General features: G+C 45.6%; 18 protein-coding genes, 1 tRNA gene and 1 other RNA gene (1 of these 20 running past the window's edge). 12 read left to right on the top strand and 8 right to left on the bottom strand.

The window, feature by feature from the left end:
• Positions 1–269: 269 nt before the first annotated feature.
• Positions 270–2,336, top strand: a complete 2,067-nt coding sequence (locus HMPREF9999_RS07855; RefSeq protein ID WP_009752179.1) for an OmpA family protein — start codon at positions 270–272, stop codon at positions 2,334–2,336.
• Between the two features lie 246 nt (positions 2,337–2,582).
• Here HMPREF9999_RS07855 and HMPREF9999_RS07850 read toward each other — a convergent pair whose 3' ends face one another.
• The 3 genes from HMPREF9999_RS07850 to HMPREF9999_RS07840 all read right to left on the bottom strand — a co-directional run bounded on the left by HMPREF9999_RS07850 (position 2,583) and on the right by HMPREF9999_RS07840 (position 4,884).
• A complete protein-coding gene (locus HMPREF9999_RS07850; protein ID WP_009752178.1) occupies positions 2,583–3,194 on the bottom strand; it encodes an IMPACT family protein in 612 nt (203 codons plus the stop codon).
• Positions 3,195–3,334: 140 nt separating this feature from the next.
• A complete protein-coding gene (locus tag HMPREF9999_RS07845; RefSeq protein WP_009752177.1) occupies positions 3,335–3,790 on the bottom strand; it encodes a MaoC family dehydratase in 456 nt (151 codons plus the stop codon).
• A 50-nt stretch (positions 3,791–3,840) separates the two neighbouring features.
• Positions 3,841–4,884: a hypothetical protein gene (locus tag HMPREF9999_RS07840; RefSeq protein ID WP_009752176.1), complete on the bottom strand. Its 1,044-nt coding sequence runs from the start codon at positions 4,882–4,884 to the stop codon at positions 3,841–3,843.
• Between the two features lie 183 nt (positions 4,885–5,067).
• Between HMPREF9999_RS07840 and HMPREF9999_RS07835 the strand changes: the two genes are divergently transcribed.
• On the top strand, positions 5,068–5,787 hold the full coding sequence (locus HMPREF9999_RS07835) for an OmpA family protein (RefSeq protein ID WP_009752175.1): 720 nt from the start codon (positions 5,068–5,070) through the stop codon (positions 5,785–5,787).
• A 197-nt stretch (positions 5,788–5,984) separates the two neighbouring features.
• Here HMPREF9999_RS07835 and HMPREF9999_RS07830 read toward each other — a convergent pair whose 3' ends face one another.
• The 4 genes from HMPREF9999_RS07830 to HMPREF9999_RS07815 all read right to left on the bottom strand — a co-directional run bounded on the left by HMPREF9999_RS07830 (position 5,985) and on the right by HMPREF9999_RS07815 (position 10,669).
• Positions 5,985–7,340, bottom strand: a complete 1,356-nt coding sequence (locus tag HMPREF9999_RS07830) for a hypothetical protein (protein ID WP_009752174.1) — start codon at positions 7,338–7,340, stop codon at positions 5,985–5,987.
• Between the two features lie 55 nt (positions 7,341–7,395).
• Complete coding sequence (locus HMPREF9999_RS07825; RefSeq protein ID WP_009752173.1) at positions 7,396–8,031, bottom strand: trimeric intracellular cation channel family protein; 636 nt, start codon at positions 8,029–8,031, stop codon at positions 7,396–7,398.
• Positions 8,032–8,108: 77 nt separating this feature from the next.
• Entirely contained in the window at positions 8,109–9,365 is a 1,257-nt protein-coding gene (locus HMPREF9999_RS07820) for a DUF5103 domain-containing protein (RefSeq protein ID WP_052316499.1), read from the bottom strand.
• Positions 9,366–9,373: 8 nt separating this feature from the next.
• Positions 9,374–10,669 (bottom strand): alpha-L-fucosidase, encoded by a 1,296-nt coding sequence (locus HMPREF9999_RS07815; RefSeq protein ID WP_009752171.1) that lies wholly within the window; start codon positions 10,667–10,669, stop codon positions 9,374–9,376.
• 105 nt (positions 10,670–10,774) lie between these two features.
• On the opposite strand from HMPREF9999_RS07815, the gene rnpB reads away from it, so the two are divergent.
• An RNA gene (rnpB, locus tag HMPREF9999_RS10025) (RNase P RNA component class A) lies at positions 10,775–11,203 on the top strand.
• A gap of 203 nt (positions 11,204–11,406) precedes the next feature.
• Here rnpB and HMPREF9999_RS07810 read toward each other — a convergent pair.
• On the bottom strand, positions 11,407–14,130 hold the full coding sequence (locus HMPREF9999_RS07810; RefSeq protein WP_009752170.1) for an immunoglobulin domain-containing protein: 2,724 nt from the start codon (positions 14,128–14,130) through the stop codon (positions 11,407–11,409).
• A 250-nt stretch (positions 14,131–14,380) separates the two neighbouring features.
• On the opposite strand from HMPREF9999_RS07810, the gene HMPREF9999_RS10490 reads away from it, so the two are divergent.
• The 9 genes from HMPREF9999_RS10490 to HMPREF9999_RS07765 form a co-directional block, all read left to right on the top strand.
• On the top strand, positions 14,381–14,554 hold the full coding sequence (locus HMPREF9999_RS10490) for a hypothetical protein (RefSeq protein ID WP_157049636.1): 174 nt from the start codon (positions 14,381–14,383) through the stop codon (positions 14,552–14,554).
• A 382-nt stretch (positions 14,555–14,936) separates the two neighbouring features.
• Positions 14,937–18,482 carry an isoleucine--tRNA ligase gene (ileS, locus tag HMPREF9999_RS07800; protein ID WP_009752167.1) on the top strand — a complete coding sequence of 1,182 codons (3,546 nt, stop codon included), beginning with the start codon at positions 14,937–14,939 and terminating at the stop codon, positions 18,480–18,482.
• A 105-nt stretch (positions 18,483–18,587) separates the two neighbouring features.
• Positions 18,588–18,968: a TraR/DksA family transcriptional regulator gene (locus tag HMPREF9999_RS07795; RefSeq protein WP_044063366.1), complete on the top strand. Its 381-nt coding sequence runs from the start codon at positions 18,588–18,590 to the stop codon at positions 18,966–18,968.
• Between the two features lie 155 nt (positions 18,969–19,123).
• The gene (locus HMPREF9999_RS07790; protein WP_009752165.1) at positions 19,124–19,798 is read left to right on the top strand and encodes a lipoprotein signal peptidase; all 675 of its coding nucleotides are present in this window, start codon (positions 19,124–19,126) and stop codon (positions 19,796–19,798) included.
• Between the two features lie 74 nt (positions 19,799–19,872).
• On the top strand, positions 19,873–20,712 hold the full coding sequence (locus HMPREF9999_RS07785) for a DUF4296 domain-containing protein (protein ID WP_009752164.1): 840 nt from the start codon (positions 19,873–19,875) through the stop codon (positions 20,710–20,712).
• A gap of 110 nt (positions 20,713–20,822) precedes the next feature.
• Positions 20,823–21,074 carry a hypothetical protein gene (locus HMPREF9999_RS07780; protein WP_009752163.1) on the top strand — a complete coding sequence of 84 codons (252 nt, stop codon included), beginning with the start codon at positions 20,823–20,825 and terminating at the stop codon, positions 21,072–21,074.
• Between the two features lie 39 nt (positions 21,075–21,113).
• The gene (locus HMPREF9999_RS07775; RefSeq protein ID WP_009752162.1) at positions 21,114–22,289 is read left to right on the top strand and encodes a glycosyltransferase family 2 protein; all 1,176 of its coding nucleotides are present in this window, start codon (positions 21,114–21,116) and stop codon (positions 22,287–22,289) included.
• A complete protein-coding gene (locus HMPREF9999_RS07770; protein ID WP_009752161.1) occupies positions 22,286–22,831 on the top strand; it encodes a GNAT family N-acetyltransferase in 546 nt (181 codons plus the stop codon). Before HMPREF9999_RS07775 ends, HMPREF9999_RS07770 begins: the two co-directional genes overlap by 4 nt.
• Before the next feature lie 67 nt (positions 22,832–22,898).
• A tRNA-OTHER gene (locus HMPREF9999_RS07765) sits at positions 22,899–22,930 on the top strand (it continues 53 nt past the right edge of the window).

Below are 22,930 nucleotides of genomic sequence, written 5' to 3'. Positions count from 1 at the left end.
TTGTGGTTCTTACGAGAGTCGAAGATTCCTTGAGCAAGAAAATTCTTGAGCAAATGGGTGCATATTGTGGAGACACCGCTCACAAGTGTGTATTCTTTGTTATGGGTTTATCAGCTCTCGAAAGAGAGGAGATGGAGCTGTTTTCCATACATCCTATAAGCATCTTCTCTAGAAGATAGCCTATATAAGAGCAAAAGTACAAAATTATTCTACAAATAAAGCATTTCCAAAGCACTAAAATCCGACTTTTTCTGTTATCTTTGTTGTCTATGCAGAGAAAAGTCCTGTTTATCCTCTCCAGCCTTGCTCTTTTAGCCGTTATCGCTAGTTGTGGCTCTGCCGAAAAGAGTGAGCTTCGTGCCCAGCGTGCCCTCGCCATAGGTGAGTATGCCGAAGCTGCGGCACACTATCAACATGCCTACCGGCTGACCCCTGCAAGCGATAAAGCCAAAAGAGGGCGTTTGTCCTATGCTATGGGCGAATGCTACAGTCGCTATGGTGCTTCTTCGCGTGCTCTTGCAGCTTATCGTACGGCAGAGCGATATCATTTCACCGACACTTTGACCTATCTTCGTATAGGGCAGATGTTCATGCTGCAAGGCGACTACAAAGGAGCTTTAGTAGCCTTTGAAAATCAAAGAAAGCTTTCGCTTGAGAATAATGCTTTAGCGATGGCACACCAACAAGCTGCTCTAGGAGTGGAGCAGGTGCAAAAGGCTATGGCCGAGCGCGGTGCCAATTCTCTCTATACCGTAAAATCAGCAACGTTATTCAATGGTAATCGTAGTGACTATGCACCTATGTTGGTAGGACAGGGCAAAGAACAACAACTCTACTTCACGACCACCCGTTCTGCGGTATTGGGCAATGATATCTCTGGCATCACTGCTCAAAAGAGTGGAGATGTGTTCTACTCGCAATTAGATGAGAAAGGCCGCTGGAAAACGCCTGAGCCTGTGAGTACAATCAACACTCCTCAAGATGAAGGAGCTGTGGCCTTTTCTCCCGATGGTAAGACCATGTATCTCACAGTATGTCCTAATCATCCTCAATATCCACGAATGGCTGAAATCTGGACAGCGCAACGCAGCGATGCAGCCTGGACTAAACCGCAAGTCCTAAAAATAGGTACAGACACCTTGTCGAGCTATGCGCATCCGACTATTTCTCCTGATGGAAGATGGTTATATTTCACCTCCGACATGCCTGGAGGATATGGTGGCCTAGACCTTTGGCGTGCTGATATCAAAGAGGCAAAAGGAGTAGGTATCATAGAAAATTTGGGAGCTTCGATTAACACCTCGGGAAATGAGAGTTTTCCTAGCTTCCGTCCCAACGGCACCTTGTATTTTTCGAGTGATGGCCGCGGAGGATTAGGAGGGTTAGATTTGTATCTTGCTCAAGAGGACACGTTGTTGCATGAATGGAAGGTTGAACATCTACCTGCACCAATGAATTCGGCGGGAAATGATTTCGGAATCACTTTTGATGGATGGCACAACCGTGGCTTTTTCTCTTCCTCTCGTAGCACTGGAGGTAGAGGATGGGACAAAATGTTTGAATTTTCCTATCCCGAACGCCTCCTAACAGTGAAAGGTTGGGTGTACGAACAAGACGGCTACGAACTTCCAGCTGCACAGGTGCAAATGGTGGGAAGTGATGGTACTAATGTCAAGCTCCCTGTGAAGCCCGATGGATCATTTGAGCAAGAAGTACAGCCAGGAGTGCGCTATGTCTTCTTAGCTTCATGTTCGGGTTATCTCAATTTCCCCAATCAGCTTCAAGTAGATTCTATTCAGGATGAAGAACATCAATATGTCTTGCAGTTTCCTCTCCCATCCATGAACATTCCCGTTCTGGTACGCAATGTGTTCTATCCTTTTGACAAAGCTGAGGTGGCTTCTGAGTCAGCTCCTGCATTGGAGCGACTCGCAAAACTGCTCATAGACAATCCGCACATCACAATAGAACTGGCTGCACATACCGACTATCGTGGCAATGATGCCTATAATCTTAGCTTGTCTCAACGTCGTGCAGAGAGTGTCGTGAACTATTTGTTGAGCAAAGGCATCGCTCGTGATCGACTCACCCCGAAAGGCTATGGAGAGTCTGTACCTAAAGTGGTGAATCGGCGTTTAGCTGAAGAACAACCTTTCTTGCACGAAAACGATACATTGAGCACGGATTTCATAGCAAAACTCACACCCGAACAACAAGAAATCTGCAATGCGCTCAATCGACGAACGGAGTTCCGCGTGCTTCGCACCACCTATGGGCTTTTTGATGCTCATGGAAATCTCAAATCAGATGCTCTGCCAGCGCGCAAACGTGATTAAATCAGCGTGAGCTATCGTGCGCTCTCGGCTTTCTTCCCGTTTTAACATCGAGAATAAAATGAGGGTAAGAGATACACTTTGTGGCTGAACAAGGAGAATAAGCCCTCTATAATGCCAGTCCTGAAGGTCGAAATATGATGACCGCTAATTTGTCTACGATGGTACAAATTAGCGGTCGCTGTTTTATGTGAGTTCCTCTTCCTAAATACCCAAATCAGGAGATAGAGATGAGAAAGAGTTTACGGCTTATAAAGCCTTCTCGTCTTTGATGGACAATGAATAAATCTTGCGAAGTCGCTCTTGCAAAGAGGCTAAGAGAGAGGTGCGCACCTCGATGGTGAGTATTTGATGGGAGGCCGTATAGTCGCGATTTACAATTTCTCCTTCACCGTCTCGCACAAAACGCATGGCTGTGTCCGCTTCGGTGTAGGGCACCTCAACAATAAATCGTTGCATGACAATCTTCTCCTCTATGCTAGCTGCTTCGATAGCGGCAGCGGCAGCAGTCTTATAGGCTACGACCAAACCACCCGTACCTAACTTCACTCCGCCAAAATAGCGCACCACGACTACCAGAGTATAGGTCAGATCAGCAGAATGAATTTGTCCAAGGATAGGTCGGCCTGCCGAGCCTGAAGGTTCTCCATCATCGTTTGCGCGAGTGGTGCTTGCATCATTGCCTAAAACATAAGCATAGCACACGTGGCGAGCATCGTAGAATTGTTTGCGTAGCGCAGCCATACGAGATTTTACTGCTTCTTCATCAGCCACATGCTCTGCGAAGGCGATAAACTTGCTTCGCTTTTCGGTATAAATCGCTTCACCTGCAGTAGAGATCGTACGATAGGTATCCTTCATCTTAGACGAATGTTTGTTGAGGCAATAGATAAAATGGACATCGCGTGTGGACTGGCTTACAGCTACGACGTTGAGCGCAGCATGCGCTCTATGTCGTGTAGCAGCAACAGTCCACACGCGGTGAAAAGGAGAGGTAGAGATTAAGCAAAGTGATACAAGAAAGTAGCTACACCTGTGAGTGCAGGCTTCTTCTGATCCTTAATCTCAATCGTAAATTTAATTTCAGCTTTGCATACGCCACGAAGATCTGCGATAGATGCGAGCGTAGCAGTGAGACGAATCTGCTGACCAGAAAGCACAGCTTGACCAAATTTCATCTTGTCCATTCCGTAGTTCACCATCATTTTGATGTTACGCACATCAATGATTTGGCCCCACAAGTGAGGAAGGAGAGAGAGGGTGAGATAGCCATGCACGATGGTTTGACCAAATGGGCCAGACTTTGCTTTTTCAGCATCAACGTGAATCCACTGATGGTCGAGAGTCGCGTCAGCAAAGAGGTTGATACGGTCTTGTGGCACTTCAAGCCATTCGGAAGTGCCGAGCACTTGACCGAGGTGTGAAGCAAATTCTTCGTAGTTGTTGATAACGAGCATAGATGTTTTGCTTTATGGTTGATGTAAGTCCTGATGTCTAGGAACGATGATTATTTGTTTTGACGAGAAATCTCCTTCATCGTTAATGACGAAATCTTGAGGTCATTTGTGATAGTAGCGTTAGCAGTGTACGAGCCAAAAGTTTTCCCTTCACCACTGCGTTGGATGTGTTGATCCACACTAAAGCTCACTTGATAAGTCACCTTACCCTCGTTGCTCACCTTTTTCGTAATCTCATAATCATTATTCAACACGAATGAGCAGTTTTCGATATCTTCAGAATAGGTGCTTTTTACAAGGCTCACCACGTCCGCTTTTGTGGCATTCTTCTTAGAGAGAAACTGCGACATAGTGGGAGTGATGAAGGTGCAGAGTGTCGCATCGTCATTTTGGGCAAACGCTTGATAAAAGTCGGTAAGCACCTCTGAGATACTACTGCGTTCCGTTTCGTCTACTTGTGTAGTAGCAAGAGTGTTTTGAGCAATGCCAGCTTCAGAGATATAGCGACCTTCAGGATGCTTGTCCATATATTCAGCCATAGCTTCAGGAGTGTTTAGCTTGAGAGCTGTAACCCAATCCAGGGAGTCAATCTTGAGTTCACACTGTTTGACGAGTTGGCTAGCGGGATATTGCTGTTTGAATCGTTCGAAGTCAGAGGCATATTCGCTATTGGCAATTCTAGTCCAGTCAGCATACATCGTTTTCAGTTGTGCCAGCCGTTCGCGCACCTCAGCAGCATGTTCGCCATTGGGAAAACGCTCTAGATAATTCTCATAATCTTGAACATTCTCATTGCCCAATAGAGTAGTGTAGGCTGTTTCTTCATTTTGACTACCATTGATGTAGTACCAGCCAAAAAGTCCCCCACCTAGTCCTAGAATGATAACGAGCGGAAGGAACCAATAGAGCCATTTATTCTTCTTCTTAGGAGGCATTGGAGGCATGCCAGCCACGTGAGGAGAATTCATTTCTTGGGAATAAGGTGCGTTAGGGTTAGGATTCTGTGCACCATAATCAGAGTTTTGCGCACTGTCATGAGCGAGGTGCGCATCAGCATTACCTTGATTTTGAGGTGGAAATTGAGTATTTTCCATGGCAGAATGCTTGTTTTGTTAGTTATACTGAGAATTTTGATGCGATTATTTCGCACACTTTTGATATTTGCGTGCAAAGATACAACTTTTTTCTTTATTTCTTTTGCTTCTCCTTGGGTAATGAGTATTTTTGTATACAAAATCCATTAAGAACTATCATATTTACTAGAAACAAAACTTATTATGAAAGGAATCAAATTTGCAGCAGTTGCGCTTTGCGCATCTATGATGTTCACCTCTTGTGGTGAATGGAGCAACAAAGCCAAGGGTGGCCTCTTAGGTGGTGGTGCTGGTGCAGCACTTGGTGCATTGGCTGGCTATCTCATCAGTAAGGACGGTAAAGGCACTGCAATTGGTGCAGCCATCGGTACTGCTGTAGGTGGTGGTGCAGGTGTCATCATTGGCAACCGCATGGACAAGGCTAAGGCTGCTGCTGAACAGGTAGCAAACGCTAAGGCTGAAGTGCTCGAAGGTCAGAATGGTGTGAAGTATGTCAAGGTAACTTTCGACAGCGGTATTCTTTTTGCTACTGGTAACTCACAACTTTCTCCTTCTGCTAAGAGTTCTCTTTCTAAGTTTGCAAAGGAAGTACTTGTACCCAACAGTGACATGGACGTGTCTATCATGGGTTATACTGACAATGCAGGTTGGAAGAACAGCACAGCTGAGCAATCTAAGGCTAAGAATCAGCAACTTTCTCTTCAACGTGCTGAAAGCGTAAGTAGCTACCTCCAAAGCATGGGTGCAAAGAGTACGCAAATACGCGAAGTGACTGGCCATGGCGAAGATTTCCCTGTAGCTGACAACAGCACTGCAGCGGGTAAAAAAGAGAATCGTCGCGTAGAAGTTTATCTCTATGCTTCACAGCAGATGATTCAAAATGCAGAAGCACAAGCGAAATAAATCATCGCAAAATCAGATGTCTATCCTTAATATGCGTTGTTCCTGTGTGAATAAGACAGCAACGGCATAATTTCTAGGATAGATAATAAACTAAGTAAGTCCTACTTTCCACAGTGTATTCGAGGAAAGTAGGACTTTTTTGTGATTATCGTAGTTGAGACTGTTCTGTCGTAATCGAGAGCTTTTTGATCTGAAAGCTATTCCATGATTCTAATTTTCCCATTTTGGATGTAGACCTCCCCTTTATGAGGATGAAGCAAGGGGAGTCCTTTCAGGTCATATCTCATCGCAGGCTTTGTGTCTTGAGGCGAACTAGTCTTAGTCGTTGAAGCAACAGAGGTAGGAACCGTGTCGTGAACTTTAATACTGAGTACTTGTGTGTGCGACCGTTTACCCTGCACTTTCTCTTCAGCCAACACGGCTTTTCCTTTAGGGATATTGCTTTTTATTCTAGCAAAATACCAATCGTCGGGAGCATCAGCCTCTACCGTCAATCCAAGATACTGAAAGCGAGAAGCCTCCACTTCTTCTATTGGGATGTCGCGCCTAGTCCCTTTCAAGTCATTGCGCGCTTCAAGTGGGGGAGTATCTTCAAACGTAAGTTGCAGTTCCACGTCTCCAGCCACTGCTTTATAGAGAATCACCGCAGTGCAGGCAGGAATGGTCTTAGAAATCGGGTATAGATTGAGTTGCTGACCCTTTCTTTGCGCATAATAGGCTTTCACGTTTTCTGGTATCTTGTAGGCATGCGGCGCAAAGAAGGTGCGATAGCCAGGAGATGAAAAACGAATGCGCTGAGTGGCGACATACGTAGACGGCAGAGCCTCTCCTTGAGCAAAAAAACGAAACACCCTAGTTGGAGAAATCAGATTAGGGCTGTTTTTTATATAGGCTCCCGCAGTAGGGTAGTTATATTTTTTGAAGTTATAGCTCTCTGCGCCATCTGTCCATTCTACATACACTCTTTGTCGTGAAAGAGACTTTTCATAGAAAGAAAGTCCAAACCATTGTGGACTATCACAGGTTCTGTATTGGATGTCGTTGAGAGGAAAACTCTCAATAAACATCCTCGTAGAGATGTTGTTTTCACGATTGTTGTTCTTGACCGTAAAGACCTCTTTTTCCTTAGAGGCTTTAGTCTTAGATTTAGCATATTCCCACACTGCCATTTGTTGCTGGCTTTGAGCATTCACTAAATGAGTATGTCCTTTTTCATCCGCTTCGTAGTGCCAGATAGCTTGTTTCGGAACTGAGAAAATCGCATCCCCATTCACTATGGTGGCCGCAATGGGCTCTACTTTTCTATTTTCTCTGTCATCCTCTTGTGAGAGAATAGCCTGAGTAGGCGATAAAATGGAACTTCCAAAGACATATCGTTTTCCTCTTTGGCAGTCGTTAGGTGACTCTACAAGGTAGAATCCATCTTTGGGAGCAAGTAAGCTGGCTTCCTTCTTGTTGTTAGGCGCAACATTCGTTTGCGCCGACATGCGCAGATTTCCTAGCATTGCACTTCCACAAAAGAGAAGCAGCCCAAAATGGCAAAAGTTTTTCATGAGTAATTATATAGGAGTTAGGATATACAAGGAGAAAAAATGCTCAAAATGCCATTTATTCCGGCATCTCATCATCGCGCAAGGTGGGGAGGTTGATGCGGTAGCGCACGGCTAAAACACGCGATAAAATCACCACAGTGCCACACACCAATCCACAGGGCACATTTCCCATGCCCATGGCATAGCAAACCCAGTAGGCTAGTCCTCCAAACACACAAGCAACGGCGTAGATTTCCGCACGAAAAATCAGAGGAATCTCGTTCAGAAACACGTCGCGAATCACACCGCCACCTGCACCTGTGATGGATCCCATGACAATGGCCACCCAAAAAGGGTAACCCACGGCCAAAGATTTCTCAATCCCTATCACCGCAAACATGCCTAGACCGATGGTGTCAAAGATAAACCAAGTGTTCTTCTGCCGAATCACCAACTTGCCAAACAGCACGACAAGAAGCAGAGCCAGGAGATTGATGATGAAATATATGCTGTTGTTCATCCAAAACACTGGTACGTCCAGCAACAAGTCACGCATGGTTCCACCACCAATAGCCGTGGCAAGTCCCACTACGTAAGCTCCGAAAAGGTCAAACCGTTTCGCACTAGCCAAGCGGATGCCGGAGATGGCAAAAGCAAGCGTTCCGATATAATCTAGTACATTGGCAAAAGTGATTTCGGGGAGAGTAATCATGAAGAAAAAATGTGTAGAAGTGAGAGAAGATATAGGGGTATTTCAGAGAAGAGAAGCTCGGGATATAGATGAAGACATTAGGATCTTAGGGTAGCTACGCCGACCAGTCTGTCATATCGGTCAGCGGCCAAACGAGCATACACTAGGATGGTATAATCATTAGTCGTTTGATAGAAGTTTCCTTCTGTGGCCGCTGTGCTGCCATTTTGTGTCTTTTGAGATCGAGTGAGGTAAATATAGTTGTAATAACCTTGTTTCAGCAACACCACTCCTTCATAGGCTTGTCGTTCCTCATGATAATGTAGTTGATAGGATGGAGTCAAATTCCCATAACTCCATTGTCCGTTAACAAACACCGAAGCATTGGGGATTTCCTCCCCTTCAAGGGTGAAATGTGTGAGCACATAGTCACTTTCCGTGTCTGCATCCCCATTGTCCGTGTTGCGAATCACAGCCGTTCCGTTGCGATCCCCTTGGACAAGATAGCTACGGCGCATATCATCTTCAGCGAGTGTGGCGTGATAATAGGGAGGAAACCATTGCAACTGTTGAACCCGCAACCCAGGGGTACGGACGGATAAGAGTTCAAATCGTCTGTATTCGTTGCCTGCTTCAAAGATGAGGCCCTGAGCATGCTTCCATAGCAACGAGTTCCCCATCTGCGCCGTAGGAGGAATAGCAACCGCAGCATTGTCGCTTCGACCATTTTGTAAGACGATGGTGCGAATGCCAGAGCGCAAGTCTCCAGCTAGTCTTTCCGCTTTCACTTCCATCTCCAGCTGTTGATGGGCAGCATTCCAGTCTATGTCAGTGTTGGTGAGTACACGCCCAGTGATGCTCACCAGGGGCTCAACCATACGTAGGCGAACTTCAGCCACAGCCTCTGGGTTTTCTGACGAATCATCATAGATGGTCAGTAGATAGTTACCTGAGAGCAGCGGTTTCGCTTCTGCACTTGGAAAGTGAAAGCGATAGTGAGTGTAAAGCGTTGTTGTGTTCTGGCTTTCGATGCCTTTGTCTATCCACACCTCGTCTTGGTTTGATTCCATAAATTCATTCAAGAAAATACCTTCAGCAGGTTGCCAGTCGAAATTACAATGTTGTATGCGGTAGAAAAATCTACGACCTTCGTGCGACAGCTGGTCGAAGCTCACCACCACCTGCTCTCGACTGTGTAGTTGCAACACAGGCATTGGGCTTAACTCACCTCCAATCTCCGTGCGAAGCGTGCGAATGTCGTCGCGCAGCACGTTGTTCTGGGGCACCATAGCTTGAAGAGCCCCACAGAAGATGAAGAACATGCAGAGGATGAAACAGCGAAGAGAAGGTTTCATGATGTTGATTATTTGAGATGCAGCACCACGATGCGATCCACTTCAGTTTGTGGTGGTAGCTTGCAAGTCAGTTTTCCATTTCGTTGTGTGAATCGCATCGGAGCATTATTAGCAAAGTCCGTGATGCGTTGCACAGAAGCAGTACAGTCTATATGCAGCGAGTCGAGTGTGGCATCTAGCACATGCACATAGATCGTCTTGCCTTGGCGCGTGCTGACCACCTTTTCTCCATCTCCCCATCCTCCTGCTTCTGTGTCATAGATCGTGACACCATGGCTTTTCAGCCACGTTCCCATCTCTTTCAAGCGTGTCACTGCCGTTGCAGGAAGGTTGCCATCGGGCTGAGGCCCAATATTCAGCAAGAGGTTCGCTCCCTTTCCTGCTGTGCGCACCAATAAGCGAATGAGTTCTTCAGTAGATTTGTAGTTCGTGTCCGCCACTTTATAGCCCCACATACCATTCATCGTCTCGCAGGTTTCGAGTGGAAGCCTACTAACAGCTTGTCCACTTAGTCCAGCCTTGTTTTCACCAGGAACGTCTCTTTCAAAGAGCTGTATGTCTTCTCCCTCATAGGGCGTTTGGTGATGGTTGTTTCCGATGAGGCAGCCAGGCTGCAAACGGTGAATGAGGGCATACTGTTCAGGTAGTTGCCAATTAAAAGTGGGTTTCGCTCTTTCTTGGTCCCACCATCCATCAAACCATACGGCACGAATCGCCCCATATTGCGTGAGGAGTTCCGTAAGTTGTCGATTCATAAAATCAAAGTACCCCGCCCAGTTCGCTTGTTTAGGGTCTTTTCCTGTGTGCAATCCCGTACGGCCTATAGGGTAGTCGTCGCGTGTCCAGTCTATATGGCTATAATAGATATGCAAAGGAAAGTTCTGTTTGTGGCAAGCATCTGCTAGTTGCCTCACGACGTCTTTCCCATAAGGGGTGAACATGATGTTGTAGTCGCTCTGTTGGGTGTCCCACATCGAGAAACCAACATGGTGGCGAGTGGTGAAGGTGACATAGCGAGCCCCTGCCTCCTTAAAGGTTTCAATCCATTGTGCTGCATTGAAGGCATGAGGATAAAAAGCATTAGCTGCCTTTGCATATTCGTAGCGATCGAGTCGAGCATCTTGAAGGTACCATTCGCCTTGGGCATAAAGAGCGTAGATGCCCCAATGAATGAATATGCCAAAGCGATCTTTGGCAAACTGGCGGCGGTTTTCGAGGTTCTCTGAAGTGGGTTGGTAGTGTTGCGCTTTCATAGGTTGCCCCAAGGCAAGTAGGACAACCACCACCCAAATGATGTGTTTCATAAGGTGAGCTAATGGGTTTATTTAGAGCAAAAATACTCAAAAAAAACGAGGATAACCGCTCTTCTCGCTATTTTTTACTACTTTTGCAGTAGAATTTTACCATCAGCAGTTGGGCAGTCCGTCGCTTTTGCTTTCGTGGCAAACGAGGAAAGTCCGGGCAACATAGAGCATTCCGCTTCTTAATGGGAAGTCATTCGTGAGAGTGAATCCGTGCAGAAGAAAACAACCGCCTCGTGTTCCGCATTTGGTCGCAAGGTCTTCGGCAGTCATGTCGCAGTGGAGCTGGGGGTAAGGGTGAGAAGGTGGGGTAAGAGCCCACCAGTCGTATGGTGACATACGAGCTGTGCACCTCGGAAGTTGAAAGTTCATGTAAACTGGTGTCATTAGGGCGGCTCGTCCGAGTGCTTTCGGGCACACATCAGAGGGTAGAACGATAGAGTGCACTGGCGACAGTGCATCCAGATAAATGACGGACACCTTGTCTTTCTTTTTTAGGACGAGGCACAAAACCCGGCTTATCGCTCAACTGCTTTTTTCAACTAATGGAGCATCTTTCTGAATCAAACAGAAAGATGCTTCTTTTTTGTGCTGTGGTCTCCACTATCTTCTCGCGAGGATGCAGAGGGAGACTACGGTGTTTGTGTGTCATAAAAAAAACGTCCGTGTCAAATGCTAAGCAATTGACACGGACGTGTGGTTGTCTTAATGAATCAATGTTGAAACATCTAGTTTGGTAACTAGCGATGCACTCTGTTCATCAAGTGAGGATTCACAGGAGCGTGGCAAGGATGAACAGTGATGTTCACATAGCCTTCAATACCCTTAGCGCAGAAGAGAGGTTCAGCCACCACTTTGTAGAGACCAGAATCTTCTACGCGTGCATTGGGGATGATGGGGTTCTGCTCAGTAGAGAAGGGAGGATCACCAGGCTTTGCATTGGGGCGATACCACTTATACTGGTGCAAGGGCAGACATTGCAACTGGATAGGATCACCTGCGCAGTACACATTGGATTCAGAGCTTGCAATGGTGAGGCTGGTGAGGTCAGTAATCGTAACTTTTTGTGGGAAGCTGTTGTTACAAGCATCAATCACTCTGACCGTATAAGTGTCACCAGCTACACCATGTACAAAGTGAGCTACACCATTGGATAGGATTTCGAGAGGTTGAAGAGGTGTGCCACCAGCTCCCATGATTCGAGTTGTATTGTTCTCATCCCACAATTCGTAGCGGTAGGGTGCTACACCCTCTTCGGCTTTAATCAAGATGTGCCCATCGGTAGAACCACCGCCACAAGCATAGGCCGAAGTATGCTGTGAAGCTAATCTCAGGTTTTTATAGCTATAGTTGATTTTTACGGTATCAATACCACACATCGTAGATGGATTGAGCATAAGCCCTAAGAGATATGTTCCTTCTTTGGTAAGTATAAATTTCGTTCCTTTTTCCACATCCTTGAGACTGATTGCCCCTTCAGCATATCCTCCTTCTGGGCCACCAAGAATGCGGAAATAAGTATCGTTCTCTAGTTTTTTCTTTTCGAATGTCGCAAAGCCTGTAGGGGTTACTTCCAAACCAGTACAAGTTTGTTTGAGTTCAGCACCAAAATTCTCTCGGTTGTAGAAACCTTTCCATACAACATCCACAGTAGTAGGAGGACAGCCTTCTTGTAATACTTCAACTTGATATGTACCAGCGGGCATATATATATTGGTAAAGTAGATATCCCAGCTTGGGGATGTGTTCCTACCTAATTCCTTAGAGCCTTGTTTAACGATTACCGTACGATTTTTTTCATTCTTGAGTCCCATCGCAACTCTGAATACTCCTACATCTCTTTTGCAAATTTCGCCACTATACGCAAGATACTCTCTCTTAGGAGGGTTAATTGTTTGTTGGTCAGTAATAGTCATTCCATCTTTTGTGGCAACATATTTGTAGGTTACGCCGAGCTCTAAGTTTGGCGTTTCAATAGGTTGGTCAGTAGTGAATGTAACCTTTTGTACTGTCTCATTCGTTTTGGTGTTGATTACTTCTACGTCATAGGGTAGACAGTTTTTCCAAGTTACCACTCTATATGGAATCTTATACTTTTGCTCGCACTCTGTTAGTACTGGAGTTCCCCATTCGTATCTATTTTTTCTTATGAAGTTCTTGGTTACGACGGTTTTCCCTTTAGCATCAATCATCTCAATAAAGTATTCCTTGTCAAAATCATAGTTGAATTTTGAATACAGGGGATCTTCAGGTTTATTGAATACTTCTGTGCCGATGACAGGGTTAGTGATTGAATTCTCTCTAATCTTTACTGTTACGGGGTAGCATAAAATACCACTATAACCACGAAGTATATTATATACCTCTGTGTACTTTCCACACGTTGGGGAAGGAGGATTATCATTCATTAAAAACCATGGACGAGGTATTCTAAGTATAATCTCACGCTTTACGTCATGACAAGTTTTTAAGCGAATGACAATCTTGTGGGTTTTGGCATTGTCAGCATCCGAATAGCTGTCAGAAATGTCATTTGGAGAGAAATCGAGTGCATAAGAATATTTGCGTTTGTCTGACATAGTGTGGTATTGCGCATCAGCAGGTTCTCTATCAATCGTAGACATCGCTATTTCAAAAAGACCATCTTTTAGATAACGCATCAAGTCTTGGTTAGATATTGTCTCCCCGTCATAGGTGAAGTTAACAATTGGTGCACTGCAGGAATATTTGTTCTGAGGATTTGTCTTGTCGTATTCACTATCAAAGAATGTGGAAAATAATCGATAATCCTCTATCTCAGCAGTTGGAAGTTTTGTGATCTCTTTTACATTAAGGTGCACACTTCGTGTCATACATTGGTCAGAAACGTGTACTTCATAGGCACCAGCGGGATAGTTTTCCCCTGGTAAAGTGTATGTTCCATCCCCATTGTCTTTTGGGGTGATAACACCCGTGGCAACACCTGCGGGAGCCTTGATAATCTCGAACTTCATGCTTGGTTTAGGATTCGTGACATTGAGCACGATAGTTCCTGTGGGGCAACCTGCAAAGGTGCTACGAGAAAGAAGGAGATTGTGTGTCGCATCCAAAGGCTTGTAGTCACCAGGCACCACCACATTGTTGAGGGTGCGGGTGAACTTCTGCGTGGCATCTGATTTGAGCTGAGCCGTTACGGTCACGGTGTAGGTGCCGGCAGGAATGAAGTTAAAGACAGGAGTCGTTTGAGGTTCCTTTTTCAGACCTCCAGGAGTGTTCTCTTGAAGTGAATACGAATGGTTGAACAAGGCACCATCATTGGTGTTGATCACCTTGATAGAACCGTCCGACTGACAATCGGATTTTTTGACCTGAGTCGAAATGGTCCAGTTGTCCGGCGATGACTGGGCGTATGCATGGAACTGCATACCCACAATCATGAGCAAGAGGGCTACTAGTTTTTGAACTAGATTGATAGTCTTAGTCATAGTTCTTTTGTAAGTTGGTTCGTGTATAGTGAGCTTTTTACTAAATAAGCGAAAATAGAACTAGGTGCAAAGCTAGTGTTTTTCTAGCTATCTTCATAGTTTTCATGGCAAAAAAACGAGAATAAAGTCTTTTTTTTTAGCTATTTTAGCTTTTTTCTTGTGGTATTTAGTGCTTTTTTTTTCGTTTCTCGAGATTGTGTGCATTGCCTAGGTAAATGATGTTTCATCAATGGCTTAGCCCTACCTCCCAGTGACGAGTCTTAAAATGGCCATCTGCAATCCTTTTGCGCTGTGTCAAGGAACAGGACAGCCAATCATTGTTGGTGGGCGTGGGCTATTAGTGGCTAGTGGTGTGGTTTGTCGAGGAGATGTGCATGCACCCAGCGGTCTTACCTGCACTGATAAATGGTGTGCTGTAGTATAAGACCGTACTGCTCGAGTTTTGAGGAATCTTAATTACATAATATGATGAGCGGATTTGCTGTTAGTTTGGATATTTTTCTTTAGAATACTGGGACTTTCCTTGCAAACTCTCGGAGATTTTCTTTCAATTCTCGGACTTTTTCTAGAAACTCTCGGAGATTTCTTTGAAAGTCTCGGAGATTTTTGTTGTAACTGTCGGAACTTTGGTGAGCATCACTTGGAAATCATTGGGAATGGCTTCCCCATAAGGGCATACCCAGTGAACGAACAGCTTGGTTTGCTGGTCAATGATGTGTTTTTGAAGCCAACTTTCGCGTATCTCCAATTTTTATTGTAATTTTGCGCTTGTATATTTTCACGAAACGAAAACTGAGCAACAAAATATGAGTAAGAAATTTACTGAGCGTAGTGGCATGAACCTTTACGCCGTTAATGAAGAAGTGCTGAAAGAATGGGATGAGGCTGATCTCTTCCATCGCAGCATCAGCGAGCGCGAAGGTTGCCCATCCTATGTTTTCTTTGAAGGTCCTCCCTCTGCCAATGGACACCCTGGCATTCACCACGTGATGGCGCGTACCATTAAGGACGTTTTTTGCCGATACAAGACCATGCAGGGATTCCAAGTGAATCGTAAAGCAGGTTGGGACACCCATGGATTGCCCGTAGAATTGGGCGTAGAAAAAGAATTGGGTATCACAAAAGAAGATATTGGCCAGAAGATTTCTATCGAAGAGTACAATGCGCATTGCCGTCGCAATGTGATGATGTACACCCAAGAGTGGAGCGACCTTTCGCACCTTATGGGATATTGGGTGGATATGGAGCATCCCTACATCACCTACGAAAACTCTTACATTGAAACACTCTGGTGGTTGCTCAAGCAGCTCTATCAGAAAGGCTTATTATATAAAGGCTATACCATTCAGCCCTATAGTCCTGCTGCAGGAACTGGCCTTTCTAGTCACGAACTGAACCAGCCTGGTGCTTATCGTGATGTGAAAGATACCACGGTTACGGCCCAGTTTGAGGTGCTAAATGCTCCCGAAAGCTTGCAAGAGTGGGGTAAGCCCGTGTTCTTGGCTTGGACGACCACACCTTGGACTTTGCCTTCCAATACCGCGCTTTGTGTAGGCCCGAACATTGACTATGTGGCTGTACAAACTTTCAATCCCTACACAGCAGAACCCATCACGGCCATTATGGCAGAGAATCGCCTGTCGGCTTATTTCAAAGCGGAAGGTGAGACTGCAGACATGAGCTATGCGGCTGGTGATAAGGTGTTGCCCTATCGTGTAGTCGAGCATTATAAAGGTGCAGACCTAGTTGGTATGCGTTACGCTCAACTGATGCCATGGGTGCGTCCTTCTGAAAAGGTGGCCGACACGGCAGCAGACTTTGTGCGCGAATATGCCGCTCAACACAGTGATTGTGCCTTCTCTGTGGGACAAGATCAATTTGTGGAAATGGCTGATGCAGCGTTCCGTGTGATTCCTGGTGACTATGTCACCACGGAAGATGGTACGGGTATCGTGCACATTGCGCCTACTTTCGGTGCTGATGACGCGAAAGTGGCCAAAGCGGCTGGCATTCCCTCTCTCTTCATCATCAACAAAGCTGGTGAGACACGCCCGATGGTGGACCTCACTGGTAAATACTATACGCTCGAAGATTGCGCTCCTGCTTTTGCGGAAAAGTGCGTAGAAGCTGCGGCTTATGGTCAGCATGCTGGCGACTTCGTGAAGAACGCCTACGATCCTCGTTATAACGAAGGAGGAAAGTATGACGAGAAAGCAGCTGAAAAAGCGGAGAATCTCGATATCATCTTGTGCATGGAAATGAAGCAGGCAGGACAAGCCTTCCGCATTGAAAAGCATGTGCACAATTATCCTCACTGCTGGCGTACCGACAAGCCTGTGCTTTACTATCCACTGGATAGCTGGTTCATTCGCTCTACGGCTGTGAAGGAGCGGATGATGGAACTCAATAAGACGATTCTTTGGAAGCCCGAATCCACGGGTACTGGCCGTTTCGGTAAGTGGTTGGAGAATCTGAATGACTGGAATTTAAGCCGTTCGCGTTATTGGGGAACTCCATTGCCCATTTGGCGCAATGCTCAGAAGGAAGAACTTTGCATCGGTTCGGTGGAAGAGCTCTACAACGAGATTGAAAAGTCAGTGGCTGCAGGAGTGATGGCAAAAAATCCCCTGAAGGAGCAAGGCTTTGTGCCTGGCGATTTCAGTAAGGAGAACTACGACCGCATCGACTTGCATCGTCCTCATGTGGATGATATCGTGCTTGTTTCTGCTACCGGGCATCCGCTTTATCGCGAAACGGATCTTATAGATGTGTGGTTTGACTCAGGGGCTATGCCTTATGCGCAAATCCACTATCCTTTTGAAAATAAGGAGCTCTTGGATAATCGTACGGTTTATCCTGCTGATTTCATAGCAGAAGGTGTGGACCAAACTCGTGGTTGGTTCTTTACGCTTCATGCGATTGCGACCATGGTGTTTGACTCTGTGGCTTTCAAGGCTGTGATTTCTAATGGTCTGGTTTTGGACAAGAACGGGCAGAAGATGTCTAAGCGACTTGGCAATGCTGTAGATCCCTTTGCTGCAATCCAAGAATATGGCAGCGATCCAGTGCGTTGGTATATGATTACGAACTCTTCTCCTTGGGACAACTTGAAGTTTGATCCAGAAGGGGTGGTGGAAACGAATCGCACGTTCTTTGGTAAGTTGATTCAGACCTATTCGTTCTTCTCGATGTATGCCAATGTAGACAGCTTTGATCCAGAGGCAGCGGAAGTGCCAGTGGCCGAACGTCCAGAGATTGACCGCTGGATTCTCAGCGAACTGAATACGCTGGTGCGCGAAGTGACGGCTTGCTACGAAGATTATGAGCCTACGCGTGCGGGTCGCTTGATCCAAACTTTCACGGTGGACAATCTATCTAACTGGTATGTACGTCTCAATCGTAAGCGTTATTGGGCTGGTGAGATGACACAAGATAAACTTTCCGCTTACCAAACCTTGTATACTTGTCTGATCACGCTGAGCCGATTGATGGCACCTATTGCACCTTTCTATGCTGACCGCCTTTACAAGGATTTGGCTGCGGGAACGGCTCGTGCTGCAGCAGATAGTGTACATCTCGATCGCTTCCCTCAAGTCGATGAGACCCTCATCGATGCAGAACTGGAGGCTCGCATGGAGTTGGCACAGCAAACCACATCGCTTGTGTTGTCATTGCGTAAGAAGGAGCGCATCATCGTGCGCCAACCTCTCCAGCGCATTGCTATTCCAGTGACTGACCCTCTCATTCGTACACGCCTCGAAGCTGTGCAGCAGCTGGTGCTTGACGAAGTGAATGTGAAAACCATTGACTTTGTAGAAGGCCAGATGTTGGAGAAGAAGGTGAAGTGTAATTTCCGCGTGATGGGAAAGAAGTTTGGCAAGCTCATGAAGGCAGTGAACGAAGTGGTGACCGCCATCTCTCAAGCGCAGATTGCTGAACTTGAGAAGAACGGCACACTGACTGTTGATGTTGAAGGTCAAGCTTGTGTTGTAGAACGTAATGATGTGGAAATCATCAGTGAAGACATGCCAGGCTGGAGTGTTGCTAATGAAGGAACGCTTACCGTAGCGCTGGATATCACGCTCACTGAAGAACTTCGCAATGAAGGTGTGGCACGTGAAATCGTGAAGCGTGTGCAAGCCTTCCGTAAGGATAGTGGTTTTGAAATCACCGACCGCATCCGTATTGTCGTAGAAGCAGTGCCCGTAGCAGAGAAGGCGATCAATGATTACCGCGACTTCATTGCTGGACAAGTTTTGGCAGAAAGTATCGAACTTGCTGCCCAAGTGGAAAGTGCAACTACATTTGATTTGGACGGAACGAATGTGAAGTTCTCAATCAACAAGGTATAACCGATGACGTCTGTTGTGCAGTGGGGTGGAGCAAAGGCTCACCTCCACTCGCACGATTTGGACGTTAACTATAATGACCATAATTATTTTAACACCTATAATCCTATGTCAGAGAAAACAAGATACACTGATGAAGAGTTGGCAGAGTTCCGTGCTCTTATCAATGAAAAGTTAGAGGTGGCTCGTCAACAGTTTGAAGAAATCATCGCCACACTCAATAAGCGTAATAGCAATGATATCGACGACACGATGCCTACCTACCACACGCTTGAAGAAGGTTCTAGTGTGCAGTCGATGGAAGAGCAGATGGTGGCGGCAGAACGCTTGAAGAAGTTTATCACTGGTCTGCAACAGGCTTTGTTGCGCATCGAGAATAAAACGTATGGTATCTGTCGTGTCACCAAGAAATTGATTCCAAAAGAACGACTTCGTGCTGTGCCTCATGCAACACTTAGCATAGAAGCTAAGTTGGCGCAAGGTAAATAATTGCATCTGCGATGCTTTGGAATGGAGCTTTTGTTACAAATAGTCGGTATTTGTAGAAGGCTCCATTCCATTGGCTGCAGCGTATAGCTCCTCATTTGATCACCGTACTCTAGGCAGGCACTCAATTTGTGCCCTAATATCCTACATTTTCCTTTATGAAACTGCGTGCACTACTCGCGGTGTTGATTCCGATGGGTATCATCATCATAGACCAAATCATCAAAATTGCGATTAAAACTCATTTCTTATTGGGAGAGTCGTATGAAATCACCTCTTGGTTTCAACTTCGTTTTACGGAGAATCGAGGCATGGCTTTTGGTATGGACTTCATAGGGCCTGGCATACTCACGGTGTTCCGTTTATGTGCAGTTGCCTTCTTTATCTATGTCTTGAGCAAGGAAGTGAAGAAGCGCGCGCCGATAGGTTTTGTAATCTGCTTAGCAATGATTATTGCAGGTGCCTTCGGAAATATCGTTGATAATGCGTTTTATGGATTGATATTTACTGAAAGTGCTCCTTATTACGCCGCCTCTTTTGGGGCGTTGCCTGCGCATTTTGTGCCTATGGGGCAGGGTTATGGTACTTTCCTTCATGGACATGTGGTGGATATGTTTTACTTCCCTCTCTTTCAGTGGCCTGAATGGGTGCCTTTCTTAGGAGGGGGTACATTCTTTGGAGCCATTTTTAATTTTGCTGATGCTGCCATTTCTGTTGGTGCTGTGGCTATGATCTTGTTTTATCATAAGCATCTCTCTGTGTTGATGAACAGTGGTGCAAAAGCCCCTGCCGCAAGCACAGAGGAGCATTCGCACGAAGCCAACGATCAATAGCCCTTAGGAGCAAGAAAAGTTGTGTGCTGCATTGCTGATCACCTAATCCTATCTTTTTATTTCCATTTGTGTTCATGATAGCCCCTTTAATGATAATCTCTAAATGCTTACTTCGCGGATGGCTCCTAGTGGCGGTCGTCTTGTTGGTGGCTTGTTCTTCTGGAATGAGAGACCGAAAAGTATTGCCTGTTGATGAGATGGCAAAGGTGCTCTATGATTATCAACTGGCCACTTCTCTGGCTCAAGAGGGCAATCAAGTAGAGAGCAATGAAAATGGATTGCTGGTATCCGCTTCTGATTCGGGGCTCGCAGAGAGTCATCGCAACTATCTGAAATATAAATCAGCGGTGCTAGCTAAGTATCAGATTTCAGAGAGTGACTATAAGCATTCCTTGGCTTTCTATTTGCGAAATCCAGAGGAAATGAAGCAGCTGAATGCGCACCTAGAGCGTCGTATTGCTGAAGTCAATGCTCAATATGCGGCAGCAAACAGACAGGTTGCCACGGCATCGGATAGTGTGGTGTTATGGAATAAAGATCGAGTGCTCCTAGATGCTGCAACGACTAACCGTTATGTATATGAAGGGCTGGCTAAGGGTCGGCGTTTGCGTAATGAAGCTCTGATTTTGAGCTTTGATGCACAATGGCTCTATGGAGGTGGAAATAAGCAGGCGCAGGCTTTCCTCACTGCTATTTACGACAATGACTCTGTGTCCACAACTTATTATAGTATTTATTATTTCCAGAATCATCATGAGGTGCGTTTGCCTCTTGCGCAGCGTAACCTGAAAAAGGTATCTGTTCAGTTTGCTTCTTCAAGTACTTGGGAGGCTTATCCGCAAGTGGTCAACTTCAGCCAGATTAAATTGCACCGTGTGAAAGAAGCCAGTGTAGCAACTTCGAGCTCGGAGTGAACGATTTGTCTTTGCTTTCAAGGATGTTTTCTGGTTAAAGAGCCAATTTTTTATACGTGATGCTATGTTCTGGGAACACTGAGTGTAGCATTGTGCTTTATTTCTACAGGATGTCTCGTCTTTTGCTTCGCTATTTTCCCGCTGCTTTTGAAAGAGAAGGAAGTCAGTATTTATCCTTCAGGGTGGCTACCTTGAAACTTCTGCGAGCTGATGGAGAGGTGTTGGAGCGCGTTGTCGTGAAACTTGATTGTCGGGCACATCTTTTAGAGATTACTCCATTGGCACAAGAAATTGCGGCCACTGCCTGGCATCGTGGTACGCTCATTGAATTGCCCAATGGCGAAGTGACACTCGCCGATTGACCTTATCTTTCTTCTTTCCAAAACCTTATTCTTCCCAGTATGTTGCTTTCTGTCATCATCGTGTCTTATAATGTGCGCTATTTCTTGCGACAATGCTTAGACAGTCTGTTTCGCTCATGCCAAGCAGCAGAGATTGATGTGGAAGTGTTTGTGGTGGATAATGACTCACAAGATGGCACTATTCCCTATCTACGAGAAGTCTTTGCTCAAGAAATGGGTGAGGAACATCATTTTGCTAGATTACATCTTATAGCCAATCGACATAATGTTGGATTTGGACGCGCCAATAACCAGGCGTTGCGACAGTGTAAGGGAGATTATGTGTTGTTTCTTAATCCTGATACGATTCTCACCGAGCATACGCTTCTTGACTGTTTGTCGGCAGCTCAACAACGCCCCAATTGTGGGGCGATAGGTGTGGCGATGCTGCAAGCTAATGGTACGTTTGCACCAGAAAGTCGTCGTGGACTGCCTACACCTTGGGTGGCTTTTTGTAAGATGGCGGGGCTGACGAAGCTTTTCCCAAAAAGTAGGTGCTTTGCTCATTATTATATGAGTTATCTTTCTCAAGAGGAAATGGCAGCCATAGACATTGTGAGCGGGGCGTTTATGTTTTGTAATCGAGCAGCTTTAGATAAGGTAGGGGGATTTGATGAGGATTTTTTTATGTATGGAGAAGATATCGATCTTTCGTACAGATTTCTGAAAGCTGGTTTTCAAAACTTCTATGTGCCTACGCCCATTGTACACTATAAAGGTGAGAGTACGCACAAGAATTCATATCGGTATGTGCATGTTTTTTATGAGGCGATGCTGATTTTCTTTCAGAAGCATTTTCCAACTTCTTCTTTGGCACTCAGGATTCCGGTGCGTTGTGCCATCTATGCTCGTGCTTTGTTGGCTTTATTACAACAGATGGTGAAGAACTGGTCGAGATTTCTTACGCCAAAACGGCCGAGTCTTCCTCTGCAGCTACAAGCGGTATGCTCTGAGGCCTTAAAACAAGAATGGGAAGCTCGCACCGATGTTTGGGATCTTCAGTTTGTAGCAGAGGAAAAAGTCTTATCTTCCTATAGTTATTATGGCTTCTCTCCTGAAGAAATGGGCTATTCTGAGATTTTAGACCGTTTGCGCAAGACTAACGGCAAGCAGTATTTGGCTACATTTTTCCCTTCTTGGGGAGTCATGATTACAGGAAAGGAGGTATTTGAATGAGAGATTTACCACAAGTTCGTTTACGTGCTTTGGAAATGTCTGACTTAGACTTGCTCTATGAGGTAGAAAACGATGCGCAGTTTTCAGAATGTAGCACCAACTTGATGCCGCTTTCTCGCGGTGCAATGAAACACTTCATACAGCAAAGTCTGACACTGGACATCTTTGCTTTGCGTCAATTACGTTTTGTTATAGAGAAGTGTCCTGCAACTCCTGTGGGGTTTATAGATCTTGTCGAATTCTCTCCTGAACATAGGAGGGCAGAAGTGGGGGTGGCTGTTCTGGCTCAGTATCGAAAACAAGGTTTGGGCACTGCAGCCTTACAGCAATTGTGTGACTGGGCATCACGACAGCTTTCAATGGTGCAGTTGTATGCCTATGTACAATCAGAGAATATTGCTTCACAACGATTGTTTCAGAAGGTGGGGTTTCGACAGACTGCCGTTCTGCCTTCTTGGTTTATCAAAGGGGGTGTTCTTCAAGATGCGCACGTTTATCAGTGTGTATTTGAGCAGAGTCAATTAGAAAAACGGCTTTTTTGAGAAAAAAAACGTCGAAACGTTTGGTAGTATCGTTGGAATGTGCTACCTTTGCACTCGCAAACGACAAGGTGCGTTAGTTCAGTTGGTTAGAATACATGC

Origin of the sequence: Alloprevotella sp. oral taxon 473 str. F0040 (assembly GCF_000318095.2) — a bacterium.
GTDB lineage: Bacteria > Bacteroidota > Bacteroidia > Bacteroidales > Bacteroidaceae > Alloprevotella.
This window is presented reverse-complemented; position numbering and strand designations above follow the sequence as displayed.